Here is an 18,607-nt window from a genome sequence, read left to right on the forward strand (position 1 = left end):
CAATGGCATTTGGCGTCATCATCATCGGCGATGAAATCCTGTCGGGCAGGCGCGTCGACAAGCATCTGCCGAAGGTCATCGAGTTGCTGGGCGCGCGCGGCCTGTCGCTCGGCTGGGCGGAGTACATCGGCGACGACCCCGAGCGCATCACGGCGACGCTGCGGCGCACGTTCGCCACGGGCGACATCGTGTTCTCCACGGGCGGCATCGGCGCCACGCCGGACGACCACACGCGCCAATGCGCGGCGGCCGCGCTCGGCGTGCCGCTGGAACTGCATCCGGAGGCTGCGAAGCTGATTCAGGAGCGCATCCGCGACATGTATCCGGCGAACGCGGCGGCGCCGCTCGACCTGGACTCACCGGAAAACCGGCATCGGCTGAATATGGGCACGTATCCCCAAGGCGCGTCGATCATTCCGAACGGCTACAACAAGATTCCCGGCTTCTCGATCAGGCATCATCATTTCGTGCCGGGCTTCCCGGTGATGGCGTGGCCGATGATCGAGTGGGTGCTGGATACGCAGTACGCGGATCTGCATCACGCGATGCCGCATGCGGAAAAGTCGTTGCTGGTGTTCGAGCTGCCGGAATCGCGCATTACGCCGCTAATGGAAAAAATCCAAAGCGATTTTCCTGGCGTGCGAGTGTTCAGTCTGCCGAGCGTCGGCGATGCGGAACGCGGTGGCGTATATGCGCGCCATCACATCGACCTGGGCGTGAAGGGCGAGCCGGAAGCCGTGGCGGCTGCGTTCGTGAAGCTGCGCGAGGGCGTGCACCTGTTGGGCGGCGATATCGTCGAGCCCGAGTCGATTCCGGCGGCGAAGCCGCGCGCCTGAGGCGCGGCATGTGGCGGGCGGGGGAGCGGTTCGAGGCTTCCCGCACCGCAGCGGTTATTCGGCATCGGCATGGCGCGCGCGCGGCCGGCCGATGCCGATTCGAGGCCTGCTGACATCATCGGCCTGACACACTAAGCGCCGACGATGTGTCCATGATGACGCGGCGGCTGACCTGATGGTTTATCAAGTGAAGACGCCGCTGTCCTGCTGCGCAACGGAAGCGGCCGGCGGCATGCCGTCCCGGTCAAGTCGCAAGCTGGCGCCGCCCGCTTATCCGCCGACCCGCTCCATCATTACGCGCCGATCCACGGCAATCCGCGAAAGCACCAGCCCGAGACCGTCTTCCGATGCCCTTGGCCGTCCTTGTCGCCTTCGAAGCCTTCCAGCAGGTCGTACGCTTTCGTGAAGCCGGCCTGAGTGGCGGCAATCGCGGCGAGCTTCGAGCGCGCGGCGCTGCGGCACAGAAACAGTACCGGCGTACTGTGCGACGCGAGCTGATTCAGTTGCGCAATGAATTCCTGATTCGGCACCGCGCCCGGGTAGCGCGTCCATTCCACGTGCGCGTACTGCCCGTCGCCGATGACCGGCCGGCCGACCCAATCGAGTTCGGCACGGGTGCGCACGTCGACGAGACGCGTGCGCGGATCGAGTTGCAGCAGTTCGAACGCCTCGGCGGGCGATACCGCGCCCGCGTAGGGCAGTTGGTTCTCGGTGCGGCGGGTCTCCGCCTGGGCGTACAGCTGTTCGAGCGTGCTCATGAGCGCCAATCTCCTTCGGACCAAATGAATATTCTAGCGCGCGGCGTGCACGCCGCGCGCGCCGTCTGCCGGGCGACTCGGGCGCGCTGGTGTCTAAAAGCATCGCGCGCAATCGTGGTGCATTTTTGCTTTGATGCACCAAAATAAAGCTATCCCGAGTTCTCATGGTACAGGGTGCACTGATGTGGTGCGACAACCCTCGCGCCGATATCAGGGCTGCATGCCGTTCGGTGCGTCCATTCCCTGTGAACGCGCGCGCAGTATGGTTTTGCGCCGCCTTGGCGCATACATGGCACAGAAGCTGCTTTACTGGTGCCGATCGATTTGCCCCGGCAAGTTTTCTGTTCATTCGTGGCGTTTGAGGGTGGACGCGCCGGGACGGGTCAGCTAGATTGGGCGGCGGCTGAATCCGCCGAATTCGTTAATCAGGAGATAGGTTATGAGTAAATCCGTGGCCGACGTCGTTCAACTCGTCAAGGACGAGGACGTCAAGTTTGTCGACTTCCGTTTCACCGACACGCGCGGCAAAGAGCAACACGTTTCGGTGCCGGTGTCGGCATTCGATGAAGACAAGTTCGAAAGCGGCCATGCGTTTGACGGTTCGTCGATTGCCGGCTGGAAGGGCATCGAAGCATCGGACATGTTGCTGGTGCCGGACGCGAACACGGCGTTCATCGACCCGTTCTACGAAGAATCGACCCTCGTGCTGACTTGCGACGTCGTCGAACCGGCTGACGGCAAGGGCTATGAGCGCGACCCGCGCTCGCTCGCGAAGCGCGCTGAAGCGTACCTGAAGAGCACGGGCCTCGGCGACACCGCCTTCTTCGGTCCGGAGCCGGAATTCTTCATTTTCGACTCGGTCCAGTGGAACACGGACATGTCGGGCTGCTTCGTGAAGATCGGCTCGGAAGAAGCGCCGTGGTCGTCGGCGAAGGAATTCGAAGGCGGCAACACGGGTCACCGTCCGGGCGTGAAGGGCGGCTATTTCCCGGTCGCGCCGGTCGACACGTTCCAGGACATCCGTTCGGAAATGTGCCTGCTGCTCGAACAGATCGGCATTCCGGTCGAAGTGCATCATCACGAAGTGGGGGGCATGGGCCAGAACGAAATCGGCACGAAGTTCTCGACGCTGGTGCAACGCGCTGACTGGCTGCAGCAGATGAAGTACATCATCCACAACGTCGCGCACACGTATGGCAAGACGGCGACGTTCATGCCGAAGCCGGTCGTCGGCGACAACGGTTCGGGCATGCACGTTCACCAGTCGATCTGGAAGGACGGCCAGAACCTGTTCGCAGGTAACGGCTACGCAGGTCTGTCGGAATTCGCGCTGTTCTACATCGGCGGCATCATCAAGCATGCTCGCGCGCTGAACGCGATCACGAACCCGGGTACGAACTCGTACAAGCGTCTCGTGCCGCACTTCGAAGCACCGGTCAAGCTGGCCTACTCGGCACGCAACCGTTCGGCATCGATCCGTATTCCGCACGTGTCGAACCCGAAGGGCCGTCGTATCGAAACGCGTTTCCCGGATCCGCTGGCGAATCCGTACCTGTGCTTCTCCGCGCTGATGATGGCGGGTCTGGACGGCGTGCAGAACAAGATTCACCCGGGCGAAGCCGCTGACAAGAACCTGTACGACCTGCCGCCGGAAGAGGATGCAAAGATCCCGACCGTGTGCGCCGGCCTCGATCAGGCTCTCGACTCGCTCGACGCGGACCGCGAATTCCTGACGCGCGGTGGCGTGTTCACGGACGCGATGCTCGACGCGTACATCGAACTGAAGACGGGCGAGCTGCAACGCTTTCGTCAGGCGGTGCACCCGATCGAATTCGAAATGTACTACTCGCTGTAAGCGGCCATGGCGCTTCGCCCTTCACCCGGCGAAGCGCTTTGCCCGACGCTCGCGATCGGTCACGAAGGGACGGCGGCGCCGTCCCTTTTTCGTTAGACCGCGCATCATTTTCGCGAGTCGTTTTTGCGTTGCTCGGGTAGTGAGCAACACAAAAGCGGCATACCTGATTTTTCACCATCTCCTACCGGCCAGACTGCAAGATGGTTCTCAAGAATCTGATCAAGGCAAGGAAAGGGCACGAGCAGTCGCTCTCGGACGATGCGCCGCTCGTGAGTTCCGGTTTGCTGCCGGGCTTCGAGACGTTGCCGACCGTCGTGCTGGTGCTCGACAAGCGAACGCTGCGCGTCGCGTTCGCGAACCCGTCGGCGGAGTCGATGCTGGAAATGTCGCGCCGGCAACTGACGCAGATGACGTGGCCAGACATCTTCTCGAATGCGGCCGAACTGGTCGCGACCATTACCGCGATCGCCGCGCACCGTTTTCACGCGACGCATCTGGACGCCGTGCTCGAGCGTCCCGGCCACGAACCGCTGCATGTGCATGCGATCGTCGGCTTTCTGGAGAGCGCGCAGGACTACGTGCTGCTCGAGCTGTTCGAGAACGAGCGGCATCTGCGTACCGACCGTGAAGAACGCATCAACGACCTCACCGCGGTCAACAAGCAACTGATCCGCAATCTCGCGCACGAGATCAAGAATCCGCTCGGCGGCATTCGCGGCGCGGCGCAACTGCTCGAGTTCGAACTCGGCGAGCGTCAGCGCGACGAATTGCGCGAGTACACGCAGGTGATCATCAAGGAGTCGGACCGGCTGCAAACGCTGGTCGACCGCCTGCTCGAACCGCACCGTCATCCGCACATCGTCGGCGACGTGAACATTCACGAAGTGTGCGAGCGCGTGCGCCAGGTGATTCTCGCGGAGTTTCCGCGCGGCCTCACCATCGAGCGCGATTACGACGTGAGCGTGCCCGACCTGCGCGGCGACAAGGAGCAACTGATCCAGGCGCTCCTGAACATCGTGCGCAATGCGGCCGAAGCTCTGCGCGAACGTATCTCGCAAGGCGATGCGCGGATCGAATTGCGCACCCGCATCGCGCGCAAGATCACGATCTCGAAACGCTTATGTAAGCTGGCACTGGACTTGCATATCACCGACAACGGCCCAGGCATTCCCGAAGAAATCCGTGACCGCATTTTCTATCCGCTCGTGTCGGGGCGCGAGGACGGCAGTGGTCTCGGGCTGACGCTCGCGCAGACGTTCGTGCAACAACACGACGGTCTGATCGAAGTGGACAGCCGGCCGGGCCACACCGAGTTTCAGATTTTGCTGCCGCTCGACTGCTAACCCCACACGCATTTGAAGACTTCTGACCGACCCATATGAAGCCGATCTGGATAGTAGACGACGATCAATCGATTCGCTGGGTGCTCGAAAAAGCGCTCGCCCGCGAAAACTTCGCGACTCGCAGCTTCGCGAACGTCCGTGAGGCCTCGGCCGCGCTCGATCACGACAGCCCGCAGGTGCTGGTATCCGACATCAGGATGCCGGGCGGCTCAGGCCTCGAATTGCTGCAAACGGTACGCGACAAGGTGCCGGGCCTGCCCGTCATCATCATGACGGCGTTCTCGGATCTGGATAGCGCGGTCGCCGCATTCCAGGGCGGGGCGTTCGAGTATCTCGCCAAACCGTTCGACGTCGACAAGGCGGTCGAACTGATCCGCCGCGCCGTCGACGAAAGCATGCGCGGCGAACAGCCGTGGGACGAGCGCGTCGCCGAAGCGCCCGAAATGCTCGGCCAGGCGCCGGCGATGCAGGACATGTTTCGCGCGATCGGCCGCCTGTCGCATTCCGCGGCCACCGTGCTCATTACCGGCGAATCAGGCACCGGAAAGGAACTGGTCGCGCGTGCGTTGCACCGACATAGCCCACGCGCGAATGGTCCGTTCATCGCGCTGAACACCGCCGCGATTCCGAAGGATCTGCTGGAATCCGAACTGTTCGGCCATGAGCGCGGCGCGTTCACCGGCGCGCAGGCGATGCGCCAGGGACGTTTCGAGCAGGCCGAGAACGGCACGCTGTTTCTCGACGAAATCGGCGATATGCCGTTCGATCTGCAAACGCGTCTGTTGCGGGTGCTGTCGGACGGGCAGTTCTATCGCGTCGGCGGTCACAACCCGTTGCGCGCGAATGTGCGCGTGATCGCGGCGACTCACCAGAATCTCGAGTCGCGCGTACGCCAAGGGCTGTTCCGCGAGGACTTGTACCACCGGCTCAACGTGATCCGCCTGCGCTTGCCCGCGTTGCGCGAACGCAGCGAGGACATTCCGCTCCTCACACGGCACTTCCTACAGAAGAGCGCGCGCGATCTCGGCGTCGAATCGAAGCGCGTGTCGGAAGACGCGCTCGCCTATCTTGCGTCGCTGCCGTTTCCAGGCAACGTGCGACAGTTGGAGAATCTCGCCAACTGGCTCACGGTGATGGCGCCCGCGCAGACCATCGAGATCAAGGACTTGCCGCCTGACCTCGGTCCCGGGCAAGCCGGCGTCAGCGATCTCACCGGCGGCGTGGCGGCCGGGGCAGGGGCGGGCGACGAGGGCTTCGCCGGCAGCGCGCCGGTCAACGGCGCGAGCGTCGCGGCGCATCCTGCCGGCGTGGCGGGTACGCCGGTCGCGACCGCGGTGAGCGCGTGGGAAGGCGGCTTGCGCACCGAAGTCGCGCGGCTATTGCGCGAAAACTCGGCGGACGTGATGGACGAACTCGCTCGCCGTTTCGAAGCGGCGGTGATTCGCGAGGCGCTCGACTTCACGCGCGGACGCAAGGTCGAGGCGGCAGAGCGCCTGGGCATCGGCCGCAATACGATTACGCGCAAGATCCAGGAACTCAATCTCGAGCCCTGAGCAAAGTGTCGTTGCAGCGGTGGGGCGGGGCGCGAGTCGCCTCGGCTTGCCGTTGCGGCGCTAGCCCGACATCGCCCGTTATCCGGGCCTCGGGTTCCCACAAGGCATAATCAACGCTGTTTTCATTCGACAGCCGACGATGCCCGCTTCTCTGAACTCTCCCGCTCCTTTCTCCTGGCCGCTTTCCCCCGATCCGTTCGTGTCGCTCGAAGCACTCGACGACCCCGCCGCGCTCGCGTGGGTCGAACAGCAGAACATCCGCACGCGCGCCGCGTGGTGCAGCGGCGCGCGGTTCGAGTCGCTCAGGCAGCGGCTCGCCGACGCGTATCTGCCGCGCGAGCGTCCGGTGATTCCCGATCGGTGGAAAGACTGGGCTTACGATCTGTGGCAGGACGAGCGCAATCCGAAGGGCATCTGGCGGCGCACGACGTGGGCGGCATGGCGTAGCGGTGCGCCGGTCTGGCAGAACCTGCTCGACTTCGACGCGCTCGGCGCCGCTGAAGGTACACCATGGGTGTGCGTCGAACTCGACATTCTTTATCCGGACGGCGATCGCGCGCTGATCACGATGTCGCCGGGCGGATCGGACGCGCAGGTGGTGCGCGAGTTCGACATCGACGCGCAGCGTTTCGTCGGCGACGGCTTCGTGATCGCGAAGGCCGGCAAGCACACGGCGTCGTGGATCGATCGCGACACGCTGTACGTCGGCTGGGACAACGGCCGCAAGACGCTGACGCGCTCCGGTTATCCGCGCGACGTGCGGCGCTGGACGCGCGGCACCGCGCTCACCGACGCGCCGGTGGTGTTCAGGGGCGCGTTCGGCGATATCGGCGTGGAGGCGAACTACGATCCTGTCGAGCGGCGGCATACGGTGGTGAGCAGCGTCGATTTTTTCGACTCGCATACGTATTACCTCGATGGCGCCGAGGGTGCTGATGGCGCCATCGACGCGTGGCGTCGGTACGACGTGCCCGCGCACGTCGCGGTGGGCGGCTGGCAAGGCTGGCTGCTGTTCGAACCGCGTCTCGACTGGGATAGCGACGGTGCGCATTATCCGGGCGGCGCGTTGCTGGCGATCCGCGAGGACGCGTTCCTGCGCGGCGAGCGCGACGTGCTGCCGCTGTTCATGCCGACGCCGCTGACCTCGGCCTGCGAGTGGACGCATACGCGCAATCACCTGATCGTGTCGTACCTCGACGACGTGCAGAACAAGACCTTGCTGTGGACACCGTCGCAAGACGCGGATCACGCATGGCATTGGCAGCAGCGCCTCTTTCCAGCGCATGCCGACGCACAGTCCGACGTGTCGCCTGTCGAGCCGACGCTCAACGACGAAGTGTTCGTCGATACCGATGACTATCTGCAACCGCCGGCGTACTGGCTGGCCGACCTCGCGCGGGACGACCTGAGCGAGTGGGAGTTGATCGACCGCTGGCCGACCCAGTTCGATGCGACGCGCTTCGGCGTCATGTGCGGGCATGCGGTGTCGGCGGATGGCACGCGGGTGCCGTATACGGTGATCGGGCCGCGCGCCGCGCAATCGTTCGAACCGTCGCATGGGCCGCGCCCCTGCCTCTTGAGCGGCTACGGCGGCTTCGCGATTCCGCTCCTGCCGAGCTATCTGACTGGGCAGGGCATCGGCTGGCTGGAGCGCGGCGGCGTGTACGTAGTCGCGCATATTCGCGGCGGCGGCGAGTTCGGCACGCGCTGGCACACGGCGGCGCAGGGCGAGCAGCGCCAGCGCGCATTCGACGACTTCATCGCGGTCGCCGAGGCGCTCATCGGCACCGGCGTGACCAGTGCGGCGCAGCTCGGCATTCAGGGCGGCAGCAACGGCGGTTTGCTGGTGGCGGCGTGCATGGTGCAGCGTCCCGAGTTGTTCGGCGCGGTGGTGTGCGAAGTGCCTTTGCTCGATATGAGCCGCTATCACCTGCTGCACGCGGGCGCGTCATGGATCGACGAATACGGCGACCCGGACGAGCCCGACCAGGCGCGCGTGCTGGCCGCTTACTCGCCATATCACCGCGTGTCGGCGGGTGTCGCGTATCCGCCCGTGCTGTTCATCACCTCGACCGCCGACGATCGCGTGCATCCCGGCCACGCGCGCAAGATGGCCGCGCGCATGCAGGCGCTCGGCGTGCCTGGCGCAGACAGGGTCTGGTATCGGGAGAACACGGAAGGCGGGCACGGAGGCTCCGATGAGCTGGAGCAGGCCGAGCATGACGCGATGGTCTTCGAATTCCTGTGGAGCGTGCTGGGCGGCTTTGCGCAGGCCGACGCAGCGGTGTAGGGCGCGCACGCTGCGCGTGGTGTGAGGCGTTAGCGATGCGCCCGCACCAGCATCGAATCGGCGGATCAGCCGAGCTGCGCGAAGACCGGCGCGTGATCGGACGGCTGTTCCCATTTGCGCGGCACCTTGTCGATGTCGCACGCCGAGCATACGTCGGCCAGCGGCTTCGACAGCAGGATGTGGTCGATGCGCAGCCCCGCATTGCGGCGGAACGCCATCATCCGGTAGTCCCACCACGAGTAGATCTTCTCAGGCTGTTCGAACTGGCGGAACGCATCGAGCAGGCCGAGTCCGATCAGCCGCACGAACGCGGCGCGTTCTTCCGGCGAAACGAGGTTCTGGCCTTCCCATGCTTTCGGATCGTGCACGTCGCGATCCTCCGGCGCGATGTTGTAATCGCCGAGCAGCGCGAGCTTCGGATGCACCGCCATTTCGCTCGCGATCCAGTCGTGCAGCGCCGCGAGCCAGCGTAGTTTGTACGCGAACTTGTCGGTGCCCGGCGCCTGGCCGTTCGGGAAGTATGCAGAGATGATGCGCACGCCTTCGATGGTGGCCGCGATCACGCGTTGCTGCGGATCTTCGAAGCCCGGGATGTTGCGCACGATACTGCTTTCGTCGACGTCCAGCCCGTCGCGCACCAGAATGCCGACACCGTTATAGGTTTTCTGACCGGCATACCAGCTGCGGTAGCCTTTCTCCGTGAGTTCGGCGCGCGGAAACTTCTCGTCGGGCAGCTTCAGTTCCTGGAGACACAGCACGTCGGTGCCGCTGGTTTCGAGCCAGTCGATCACGTGCTGCTGGCGGACTTTAAGAGAGTTGACGTTCCAGGTGGCGATTTTCATGACATTCTCACATTCTTGCCGGGCAAGGTTTCGTGGGGGCCTCGACCCCTCGTTTTGCTCGAGCGCTCAGGTTTGCCGCCTGTCGCGGGGACGACGGTCATTCGACTCATCGCGCGGCTGACGACGCGCTTGATTGGCGCAGGCGATTGCAGTTGTCCCGCATCTTATCGCGCGAGAGCGGGGCCGGCGCAAATTGCCCGCGCGGCGCCGCAAAAATAAAAGCGCGATGCCGGGATGTCGCGGCGTATAGTGGGACCACACACTTTCGCACGATTGCGAGTCGGAGAGTCATCATGGCCGAACTTTACCCCGCCCTTTATAAGGACTTCGAAGTGCACCCGCTGGTGTTTTCGCGGGCGTTCGACAAATTCGACGGCCACAAGCGGCACGCCGAGGGCTACGACGTCGCGGTGCGCGTATGTCGTCCGGGCGCGATCAGCGGCTCGAAAGCGAGCCGCGTGTTTCGCCTCGTGCTGCCCGCCACGATCGCGGATTTCGGCGTGGCCAAACGCAGCGCGAGTCAGTATGGCGCGGACATCATCGATGGCAAGGTGGAAGGCGCGACGGTCCAGGATCTTTGACGCGTTTCATGAACGAGTGCCGCTGTGAATGCGATCGTTCGGGAATAATGCGCACAATGGTTTGACGTATTGCGAATAGCCAGATATAATCTTTTTTCTCTGACGCGGGGTGGAGCAGTCTGGCAGCTCGTCGGGCTCATAACCCGAAGGTCACAGGTTCAAATCCTGTCCCCGCAACCAACGCATTACAAGGTTTTGCAAGATTTTAGGTGGTAGATGGCAAAGCCATCAGAAATTCGGCAACTCCGTTGTGACAAAAGCCCGCGCTAGCGGGCTTTTTGTTTTGCGGTTTCTGACGGCTTCGCGCCGTTGTCTTTCCCTTGCGACCTGCTGACTTCGCCACGGACGACCGCACACGCGTCGTGTGTCTTTATCAGCCCCTTTTGCTGAGCCGCTTGTCGCGCGTCGCCGCAAGATCGCGAGAAGCCGGGACGTGCCGAACCCCCGAACGAAGCGCAAAAGCAGGGCGTTCCCGCGAGACTTGCTTCAGGTAGTCATGCCTCCCGTCGGCACACAGTTCCGCGCCGGTGACAAAGCAGCTGTCGGCCGAGGCCAGAAATAGCGCAGTAGCAGCCACTTCTTCGGGCAGCCCCAATAAGTGTTCCGTTCTGATCCTCACCGTGTTGTGCACGAAGCCGTCCCGGTTCAACGCGATAAAGCGACGCCTTGACCCGATCACTCACAAGGCGCTAACCGAGGCTCTGCGACGCCTGGAGCGAAATGGCCTCGTCAATCGTCGTGGTATAGCGTCGCCGCCGGTGGCCGTCGAATATTCGATCACGCCGTTGGGGCGATCGTTACAGGACCCGTTCACGAGTCTCGTAACGTGGGCGGGCACAAAACATGGCGGCAATATTGAAAAAGCGCAGACAGCCTTTGACGAGCGGTCCGCCTGAGATATCCATCATATGGATACCGAAATATTTTTCGGCTTGCGACCGCGCAAGCGCTATGTCTAGCCGACCTTCATGCTGAATGCGACGCACGATTTATGGCTTGCGGCCAGCTCTCTTTTTTTGTGCGTAGACGCGCCAGTCATCAGCCGCGCGGCTGATGGGTATCAATCGCCCATTCCACCGCCGCTTGCGCATGCAGCGCGGTCGTATCGAACACCGGCAGCGCGCAATCTTCCGGCTTGATCAGCAACGTGATTTCAGTGCAGCCGAGAATCACCGCCTGCGCGCCACGCTCGGCCAATGTTTGGATCACACCTTGATACACCGCTCGCGACGCATCCTGGACATTGCCGTGACACAGCTCGTCGTAAATGATGCGGTGCACGTCGGCCCGGCCGGCCTCATCGGGAACGAGTGTTTCGAGGCCATAGCGCTCGCGCAGGCGGCCCGTGTAAAACGTCTGCTCCATCGTATAGCGCGTGCCGAGCAGGCCAACCCGTTCGATACCGGCAGCCCGCAGCGCTTCACCGGTCGGATCGGCGATATGCAGGAACGGCACCGTGATCGCCTGCTCGATCGACTCGTACACGCGATGCATCGTGTTGGTCGCGAGCATCACCAGATCGGCGCCGCCGCGTTCGAGCTGGCGCGCGGCATCGGCCATCTGCTGACCGAGCGCGTTCCAGTCGCCCGCGCGCTGGTTCGCCTCGATCGGCGCGAAGTCGACCGTCAGCATCAGACTGCGGGCGTTGTGATGCCCGCCGAGCCGCGCCTTCGCATGACGGTTGAGGAGTTTGTAATACTCGGTGGACGACTCCCAGCTCATCCCACCAATCACGCCGATCATTTTCATCTGCCTGCTCCGTGAACGGGTGACGGCTGCCGGAACGCCCGGCATGCACCGTCCTGAACGCCGAGTATAGGCGCGCGGCGAAGCATGTAGCCGGTACGGATTGCGCGCCGCGCGCCGGTACGGAAGCCCGGGCGGGCATCCGGATAAAACACCGCACGACCTTTTCTGTCGTCGATAGAATCGTAACCACTCAGAAGCGGGCAAAGGGAGAGACAGATGGATCTGATCATCCGCCGCGCGATGCTGCCGTCCGGCGCCGCGCCACAGGACAGGCAACCGGTCGACATCGGCATCGATGCGGGCCGCATCGTCGCCGTCGGGGCGAATCTCGCCGCGAGCGCGGGTGAGGAAATCGATGCAGCGGGTTCGCTCGTCGCGCCGCCGTTCGTCGATCCGCATTTCCACATGGACGCGACGCTGTCGTACGGCTTGCCGCGCGTGAACGCGTCGGGCACGCTGATCGAGGGCATTGCGCTGTGGGGTGAGCTGAAGCCGGAACTGACGCAGGCGGCGCTCGTCGAGCGCGCGTTGCAGTATTGCGACTGGGCCGTCGCGCGCGGCTTGCTGGCCATCCGCAGCCATGTCGACGTGTGCGATCCGCGCCTGCTCGCGGTCGAGGCGCTGCTCGAAGTGAAGCGCCGGGTCGCGCCGTATCTCGATCTGCAACTGGTGGCGTTTCCGCAGGACGGCGTGCTGCGCAGCGCCGGCGCGTTCGAGAACCTCAAGCGGGCAATCGCGATGGGCGTCGACGTAGTCGGCGGCATTCCGCATTTCGAGCGCACGATGGCCGACGGCGCGCAGTCCGTGCGCCTGCTGTGCGAGTACGCGGCGGAGCAGGGCTTGCGCGTCGACATGCATTGCGACGAATCGGACGATCCGCTGTCGCGCCACATCGAAACGCTTGCGGCCGAAACACAGCGGCTCGGTTTGCAAGGGCGCGTCACCGGCTCGCATCTGACGTCGATGCATTCGATGGACAACTACTACGTCAGCAAGCTCCTGCCGCTGATGCGCGAGTCGGGTGTCGCCGCGATCGCGAATCCGCTCATCAACATCACGCTGCAGGGCCGCAGCGACACTTATCCGAAACGGCGCGGCATGACGCGCGTGCCGGAGATGATGGCGGCCGGCATCAACGTCGCGTTCGGCCATGACTGCGTGATGGACCCGTGGTACAGCCTCGGTTCGGGCGACATGCTCGAAGTCGCGCACATGGGCCTGCACGTCGCACAGATGACGGGCGTCGACGGCATGCGCGCGTGCTTCGACGCGGTCACGGTGAATGCCGCGCGGATTCTCGGTCTGGAAGGCTATGGCATCGCGCCGGGATGCGCGGCCAATCTGGTGCTGCTCGACGCGCGTGATCCGGTCGAGGCGATTCGCTTGCGCGCCGCGCGGCTCGCGGTGGTCAGCCGTGGCAAGGTGGTGAGCCGCGCGCCGGCTGCGCGGGCGGCGCTGTCGCTCGAAGGGCGGCCGACGCAAGTGGACTTCAAGCTGCATCGCGGCTAGCCGCTGGCGCGGCGCGGTAAGTCTGCGGTTTGTGCGCGCAGGCGTTAGCGCAAGAAAAAGCCGGCGCCTGCTCACGCAGGCCGCCGGCTTTGTTTGATGACATCGACATCGACATCGACGGCGCGGCGCACAACAACACGCCGCTCGATGCTTCAACCGGTCAATGCACCGAGCCCGGCGCCATGCCGTTATGGCGCAACAACGCGTCGATAGTCGGCTCGCGGCCACGGAACGCCTTGAACGACTCCATCGCCGGACGGCTGCCGCCCACCTCCAGAATCTCCTTGCGATAGCGCATGCCGGTCGTCTGATCGAGCACGCTGCCGCTCGCGGCTTGCGCCGCTTCTTCGAACGCGGCGTACGCGTCGGCGGACAGCACTTCAGCCCACTTGTAGCTGTAGTAACCCGCCGCATAACCGCCCGCGAAAATATGGCTGAACGTATTCGGCCAACGCGAGAACGGTGCTTGCGGCACCACGTGGAAGCGTTCGTTGATCTCGCTCGCGAGTTCGGTGGCGCTCTTCGTGCCGCTCGCGTCGAAGCCGGTATGCAGTTGCATGTCGAACATCGAGAACACGATCTGACGCAGCGTGCCCAAACCGCTCTGGAAGTTCTTCGCGGCCAGCATCTTGTCGAACAGATCGCGCGGCAGCGGCTTCGCCGTTTCGACGTGCGAGGTCATGTCGCTGAGCACGTCCCACTCCCAGCAGAAGTTCTCCATGAATTGCGACGGCAGTTCGACCGCGTCCCACTCCACGCCGTTGATCCCAGACACGCCCAGTTCATCGACGCGCGTGAGCATGTGATGCAGCCCGTGGCCGAACTCGTGGAACAGCGTGATGACTTCGTCGTGCGTGAAGCAGGCGGGCTTGCCGCCGACCGGCGCCGAGAAATTGCAGGTCAGATACGCGACCGGCGTTTGCACGCCGCCGTGCGAGTGCTTGTGACGGCCGCGCGCATCGTCCATCCAGGCGCCGCCGCGTTTGCCTTCGCGGGCATACAGGTCGAGGTAGAACTGCGCGACCAGACCGCCGTCCTGATTCTCGACGCGGAAGAAGCGCACGTCCGGATGCCACACGGCCGCTTCGTCGCGACGGATGCGCACGCCGAACAGCGTCTGCGTGACCTTGAAGAGACCCTTGAACACCGCGTCTTCGGGGAAGTACTGCTTGACCTCGTTCTCGGAAAACGAATAGCGCTTCTGGCGCAGACGTTCAGCGGCAAACGTCATGTCCCACGGTTGCAGTTCGCTCATGCCGAGTTCGTTCGCGGCGAATTCGCGCAGTTCCTTCCAGTCCTGTTCCGCATGCGGGCGCGCGCGCGTGGCGAGGTCTTCGAGGAACGTCATGACCTGGGCGGGCGACTCGGCCATCTTCGGCGCAAGCGAGACTTCGGCGAAGTTGTCGTAGCCGAGCATATGCGCTTCTTCCGCGCGCAGCTTCAACTGTTCGGCGAGCACCGACGTGTTGTCCCACTCAGGCTTGCCGTTGCCGTATTGCGCACCGAGTTCGGATGCGCGTGTCACGTACGCGCGGTACATCGCTTCGCGCATCGGACGATTTTCCGAGTATTGCATCACCGGGAAGTACGACGGGAAGTGCAGCGTGAATTTGTAGCCGGTCTTGCCTTCGCGTTCGGCCGCTTCCTTCGCGGCTTCGACCACATCTTCGGGCAGTCCGGCGAGTTGCGCTTCTTGGCCCGCATCGACGATGTACGCGTAAGCGTTGGTCGCGTCGAGCACGTGGTCCGAGAAGGCCTTCGACAGCCCCGCCTGCTTTTCCTGCAGCTCGGCGAAGTGCGGCTTCTGGTCTTCCGGCAGTTCGGCGCCAGACAGCCGGAAATCGCGCAACGCATTGCCGAGGATCTTCTTGCGCTCGCCGGTCAGCGATGCGAAATCGCTGCTCGCGTTCAGCGCCTTGTACTTCTGGTACAGCGCGAGGTTCTGTCCGACGCTCGACCAGAATTCGGTCACGCGCGGCAGATTTTCGCCGTACACGGCGCGCAGTTCAGGCGTATCGGCGACGGCGTTCAGGTGGCCGACCACGCTCCACGCGCGCGACAGCGGTTCGGTGGCGCGCTCGACCGGCTCGACCACGTCGGCCCATGACGCGGGCGTGACCGGCAGCGCGGCGCGCTCGACGGCGGCGGCCGCGTCGGCGAGCAGCACATCGAGAGCGGGCGTCACGTGTTCGGGGCGGATGTCGGCAAAGCGCGGCAGGTCGGAAAAATCGAGGAGCGGATTGTCGTGATGCGAGGGAGTAGTGGACATGAGGCTTCCTGTCTGACGCGGGTGAACGGGTAATCGGTGCATCGACGAGGGGCGCGCGCGGCCGCCTGTGGCACCCGATAGGGACATGATTGGGGCGGGACGCGCCGATTCCAATCCGTCGGCAGACAAATTATCAGATGTCGCGGCTCCGTGGGTGAATCGCATGCGGCATGCGGCGTGCAGCGTGCGGCGTGCGACGTGCGACATGAAGGCGGCCACGCGCGCTCGCGGCGCCTTTGGGGCGCCTGCTGCGGCTGAAGCGTTTCTGTGCGAAAGCGAACGGTGCGCATTGCTGCCCTGCCGCAATCTGACATATCGCTAGCAGTGAGCGACGTTTTCTGTCAGAGGTGTCGATGAACCCGCTTTCGCACGCTTTAAAGCGCAACGGCAACAATTTCGACCTCGTGCGGCTGCTGGCCGCCGTGGCCGTCGTGTATGGCCATTCGTATCTGCTCCAGGCACCGGATGGCACGACCGACTGGGTGCAAAACGCGCTCGGCTTCGATGGTTTCGGCGCGTTCGGCGTCTACGCTTTTTTTCTGCTGAGCGGCATGCTGGTGACAGCCAGCTTCGACCGGCAGCGCTCGGGGCCGCGTTTCGTCGCGTTGCGGATTGCACGGCTGTGGCCGGCGGTGGCGCTCGGCTCGGTCGTGACGGTGTTCATCATCGGGCCGCTTTTCACGACGCTGCCGCTGCGCGAATACTTCGCCTCCGGGATGACCTGGGCGAACCTCGACAACTTCTCCACCATCGCCCTGAAGACCCGCTGGACGTTGCCTGGCGTGTTCGAGCATAACCGCATGCCGCACGAGATCTGCGCAACGCTGTGGACGCTGCCGCTCGAAGTGCGCTGCTATGTGATCGTGCTCGTGACCGGCATGCTGGGGCTGCTGTCCAGCCCGCGCGGCGTGCTGCCGGCGGCGGCGCTCGGCGGCGCCGCGATCGTGGTGCGCGTGCATCTGCCGCATCTGCAGCTGGGCGTGCGCGATTTCAGCCATCCCGCCAACGGCTATTCGTTCTGGCCGGAGCCGTTCTTCATCTTGGGGATGCTGTTGTACGGCTGGCGCGAGCGGGTGGACATCAACGGTCTGACGGCGCTGGGGTTCGCGATGGTGTTCCTGGTCTTTCGCGATACGGCCGGGGCGCAGCCGCTGTTCTATCTGGCCTTCGTGTACGGCGTGCTGTGGGTGGGAACGACGCCGACGCTGCGGCGCTTCGTGCCGCGTCACGACTACTCGTACGGCATTTATCTGTACGGGTTCATGGTGCAGCAGTGCGTCGCGAATATCGCGCCGCAGTTGAGCCACGTGATGTCGCTGGTGGTCGCCGCGCCGTTGATCCTCGTGAGCGCGGCGCTGTCGTGGCACTTTGTGGAGCGGCCGGTGCTGACGTGGTGCCGCACGCGGCTTGCGCCGCAGCACAGGTCGCCGGCGACGGGCATGGCTGCGGGAGATCAGGCGACGCGTTGAAGCGGCGCTGGCCGCGCGCTGCGCACCTCGCACCCTGGCGCGTGACTGCCGCTGTTTCCTGCGCCGAGCTTCTGTGCGCGAAGCCGGGCGCCAAGGTTCGCAGAAAAGTCTCTCTGTCGGCGAATGTGCTTCGCCGGCCGTCTTTTTCCGCGTGCCGCCGTTACGCCTGTGCGTGCGCTTCGCGCTCGGCGGCTTCGATCGTGTTGACGAGCAGCATCGTGATGGTCATCGGGCCGACGCCGCCCGGCACTGGCGTAATGTAGCCGGCCACTTCCTTGACGCCCGCGAAATCGACGTCGCCGCACAGCTTGCCGGCGTCGTCGCGATTCATGCCGACGTCGATCACCGTCGCGCCCGGCTTCACCATGTCGGCTGTCAGGATGTTGCGCAAGCCGGTGGCCGCCACCACCACGTCGGCGTTGCGCGTGTGCGCGGCCAGATCGCGCGTCTTGCTATGGCAGATCGTCACGGTCGCGCCGGCTTCGAGCAGCAGCAGCGCCATCGGCTTGCCAACGATGTTCGAGCGGCCGATCACCACCGCGTTCGCGCCTTTCAGATCGATCCCGTACGCTTCGAACATTTTCATCACGCCGTATGGCGTGCACGGACGAAACAGCGGCTGGCCGGTCATCAGCGCGCCGGCATTGGCGACGTGAAAGCCGTCGACGTCCTTTTCCGGCGCAATCGCCTCGATCACCTTGTGGCTGTCGATATGTTTGGGCAGCGGCAGTTGCACCAGAATCCCGTGGATGCGCGGATCGCGGTTCAGTTCGTCGATGCGCGCGAGCAGCTCGGCTTCCGGCAGGTCGGCCGGATAGCGGTCGAACGACGAGCCGAGGCCGTTGTCCTGGCACGCCTTGACCTTGTTGCGCACATACACTTCGCTGGCCGGATTGGCGCCGACCAGCACGACGGCCAGGCCCGGCTGATGGCCGCGGGCGGTGAGGGCGGCGGCGCGCGCGGCGACGTCGGCGCGCAGAGTCTTGGAAAGGGCGAGGCCGTCGATCAGTTTGGCAGTCATGGTCGGGTCGAGATAGGCAGTTTGGAAAGCGGGACAGGGCGCGGACGCCTGAAGGCGCCCCGCGCGATGGCGCTTTTCAGCGGGAACGGGTCGGCACGTGAAAAGCGCGCGGCGCGAATCGGAGATAGGCGCGGCTGCGAAATCCGTCATTATACCGGGCCTGTCTGACGCGCCACGCGTGGATTCGCGTCACGCACAGCGCGACCGGCAGGCCATCGCCCCCATACCGCCGAGGCCACGCGTTACGGCTGCACCGCCTGCCAGCTCTCGTCCGGATCGAACGCTTTGACCGCCGCCGCTGCACGCGCCGTCTGTCAGGTTGTGATAGTCGTTCTGCGCGTCGACATAAGCGAGCGAGGTCATGATCGCCGCGCGTTCATTGCGGCCGATGCGGCGCGTCAGCATTTCATCGTGCGCGGCACGCGGATCGAAACGCCAGCCGCGTGCGAGGGGTCCGGTGGACGACGCGGCAATGAAGCGGCAACGATGCAGGAGGTGCGGCGTGCGGGCCGCGTGAATCGCTAACGGCGTT

The 18,607-nt window shown here is 64.3% G+C and carries 14 protein-coding genes, 1 tRNA gene and 2 pseudogenes; 10 read left to right on the plus strand and 7 right to left on the minus strand.

The window, feature by feature from the left end; genetic code table 11:
* Positions 1–2 precede the first annotated feature (2 nt).
* Positions 3–836, plus strand: a complete 834-nt coding sequence (locus B0G69_RS12235) for a molybdopterin-binding protein (protein ID WP_121317262.1) — start codon at positions 3–5, stop codon at positions 834–836.
* A 293-nt stretch (positions 837–1,129) separates the two neighbouring features.
* Here B0G69_RS12235 and B0G69_RS12240 read toward each other — a convergent pair whose 3' ends face one another.
* Positions 1,130–1,594, minus strand: coding sequence for a rhodanese-like domain-containing protein (locus B0G69_RS12240; RefSeq protein WP_121317264.1), 465 nt, complete (start codon positions 1,592–1,594; stop codon positions 1,130–1,132).
* 439 nt (positions 1,595–2,033) lie between these two features.
* Here B0G69_RS12240 and glnA point away from each other — a divergent pair, with 439 nt between their 5' ends.
* The 4 genes from glnA to B0G69_RS12260 all read left to right on the plus strand — a co-directional run bounded on the left by glnA (position 2,034) and on the right by B0G69_RS12260 (position 8,635).
* Positions 2,034–3,449: a type I glutamate--ammonia ligase gene (gene glnA, locus B0G69_RS12245; protein WP_121317266.1), complete on the plus strand. Its 1,416-nt coding sequence runs from the start codon at positions 2,034–2,036 to the stop codon at positions 3,447–3,449.
* Between the two features lie 200 nt (positions 3,450–3,649).
* Complete coding sequence (gene glnL, locus B0G69_RS12250) at positions 3,650–4,792, plus strand: nitrogen regulation protein NR(II) (RefSeq protein WP_121317268.1); 1,143 nt, start codon at positions 3,650–3,652, stop codon at positions 4,790–4,792.
* A gap of 35 nt (positions 4,793–4,827) precedes the next feature.
* A complete protein-coding gene (ntrC, locus tag B0G69_RS12255; protein WP_121317270.1) occupies positions 4,828–6,345 on the plus strand; it encodes a nitrogen regulation protein NR(I) in 1,518 nt (505 codons plus the stop codon).
* 139 nt (positions 6,346–6,484) lie between these two features.
* Complete coding sequence (locus tag B0G69_RS12260) at positions 6,485–8,635, plus strand: prolyl oligopeptidase family serine peptidase (protein WP_121317272.1); 2,151 nt, start codon at positions 6,485–6,487, stop codon at positions 8,633–8,635.
* 65 nt (positions 8,636–8,700) lie between these two features.
* On the opposite strand, the gene xth is transcribed toward B0G69_RS12260, so the two are convergent.
* The gene (gene xth / locus B0G69_RS12265; RefSeq protein WP_121317274.1) at positions 8,701–9,477 is read right to left on the minus strand and encodes an exodeoxyribonuclease III; all 777 of its coding nucleotides are present in this window, start codon (positions 9,475–9,477) and stop codon (positions 8,701–8,703) included.
* A 293-nt stretch (positions 9,478–9,770) separates the two neighbouring features.
* Here xth and B0G69_RS12270 point away from each other — a divergent pair, with 293 nt between their 5' ends.
* Positions 9,771–10,058, plus strand: a complete 288-nt coding sequence (locus B0G69_RS12270; protein ID WP_121317276.1) for a hypothetical protein — start codon at positions 9,771–9,773, stop codon at positions 10,056–10,058.
* Positions 10,059–10,161: 103 nt separating this feature from the next.
* A tRNA-Met gene (locus B0G69_RS12275) sits at positions 10,162–10,238 on the plus strand.
* 322 nt (positions 10,239–10,560) lie between these two features.
* On the opposite strand, the pseudogene B0G69_RS41785 reads toward B0G69_RS12275, so the two are convergent.
* Positions 10,561–10,653: pseudogene (locus tag B0G69_RS41785) on the minus strand (SDR family oxidoreductase); the annotation flags it as partial.
* Between the two features lie 13 nt (positions 10,654–10,666).
* On the opposite strand from B0G69_RS41785, the gene B0G69_RS12285 reads away from it, so the two are divergent.
* A complete protein-coding gene (locus tag B0G69_RS12285) occupies positions 10,667–10,954 on the plus strand; it encodes a helix-turn-helix domain-containing protein (protein ID WP_277873547.1) in 288 nt (95 codons plus the stop codon).
* Positions 10,955–11,096: 142 nt separating this feature from the next.
* On the opposite strand, the gene B0G69_RS12290 is transcribed toward B0G69_RS12285, so the two are convergent.
* Positions 11,097–11,807, minus strand: coding sequence for an aspartate/glutamate racemase family protein (locus B0G69_RS12290; protein ID WP_121317278.1), 711 nt, complete (start codon positions 11,805–11,807; stop codon positions 11,097–11,099).
* Positions 11,808–12,023: 216 nt separating this feature from the next.
* On the opposite strand from B0G69_RS12290, the gene B0G69_RS12295 reads away from it, so the two are divergent.
* Entirely contained in the window at positions 12,024–13,316 is a 1,293-nt protein-coding gene (locus B0G69_RS12295; protein WP_121317280.1) for an amidohydrolase family protein, read from the plus strand.
* A 160-nt stretch (positions 13,317–13,476) separates the two neighbouring features.
* Here B0G69_RS12295 and B0G69_RS12300 read toward each other — a convergent pair whose 3' ends face one another.
* Positions 13,477–15,585, minus strand: coding sequence for a M3 family metallopeptidase (locus B0G69_RS12300; protein WP_121317282.1), 2,109 nt, complete (start codon positions 15,583–15,585; stop codon positions 13,477–13,479).
* A 353-nt stretch (positions 15,586–15,938) separates the two neighbouring features.
* Here B0G69_RS12300 and B0G69_RS12310 point away from each other — a divergent pair, with 353 nt between their 5' ends.
* Complete coding sequence (locus B0G69_RS12310) at positions 15,939–17,054, plus strand: acyltransferase (protein ID WP_121317286.1); 1,116 nt, start codon at positions 15,939–15,941, stop codon at positions 17,052–17,054.
* 160 nt (positions 17,055–17,214) lie between these two features.
* Here B0G69_RS12310 and folD read toward each other — a convergent pair whose 3' ends face one another.
* A complete protein-coding gene (gene folD, locus B0G69_RS12315) occupies positions 17,215–18,075 on the minus strand; it encodes a bifunctional methylenetetrahydrofolate dehydrogenase/methenyltetrahydrofolate cyclohydrolase FolD (RefSeq protein ID WP_121319342.1) in 861 nt (286 codons plus the stop codon).
* Positions 18,076–18,396: 321 nt separating this feature from the next.
* A pseudogene (locus B0G69_RS12320) lies at positions 18,397–18,522 on the minus strand (DUF2950 family protein); the annotation flags it as partial.
* Between the last annotated feature and the right edge of the window lie 85 nt (positions 18,523–18,607).

Source organism: Paraburkholderia sp. RAU2J (assembly GCF_003634845.1).
In the GTDB taxonomy this organism is placed as follows: Bacteria; Pseudomonadota; Gammaproteobacteria; order Burkholderiales; family Burkholderiaceae; genus Paraburkholderia; species Paraburkholderia fynbosensis.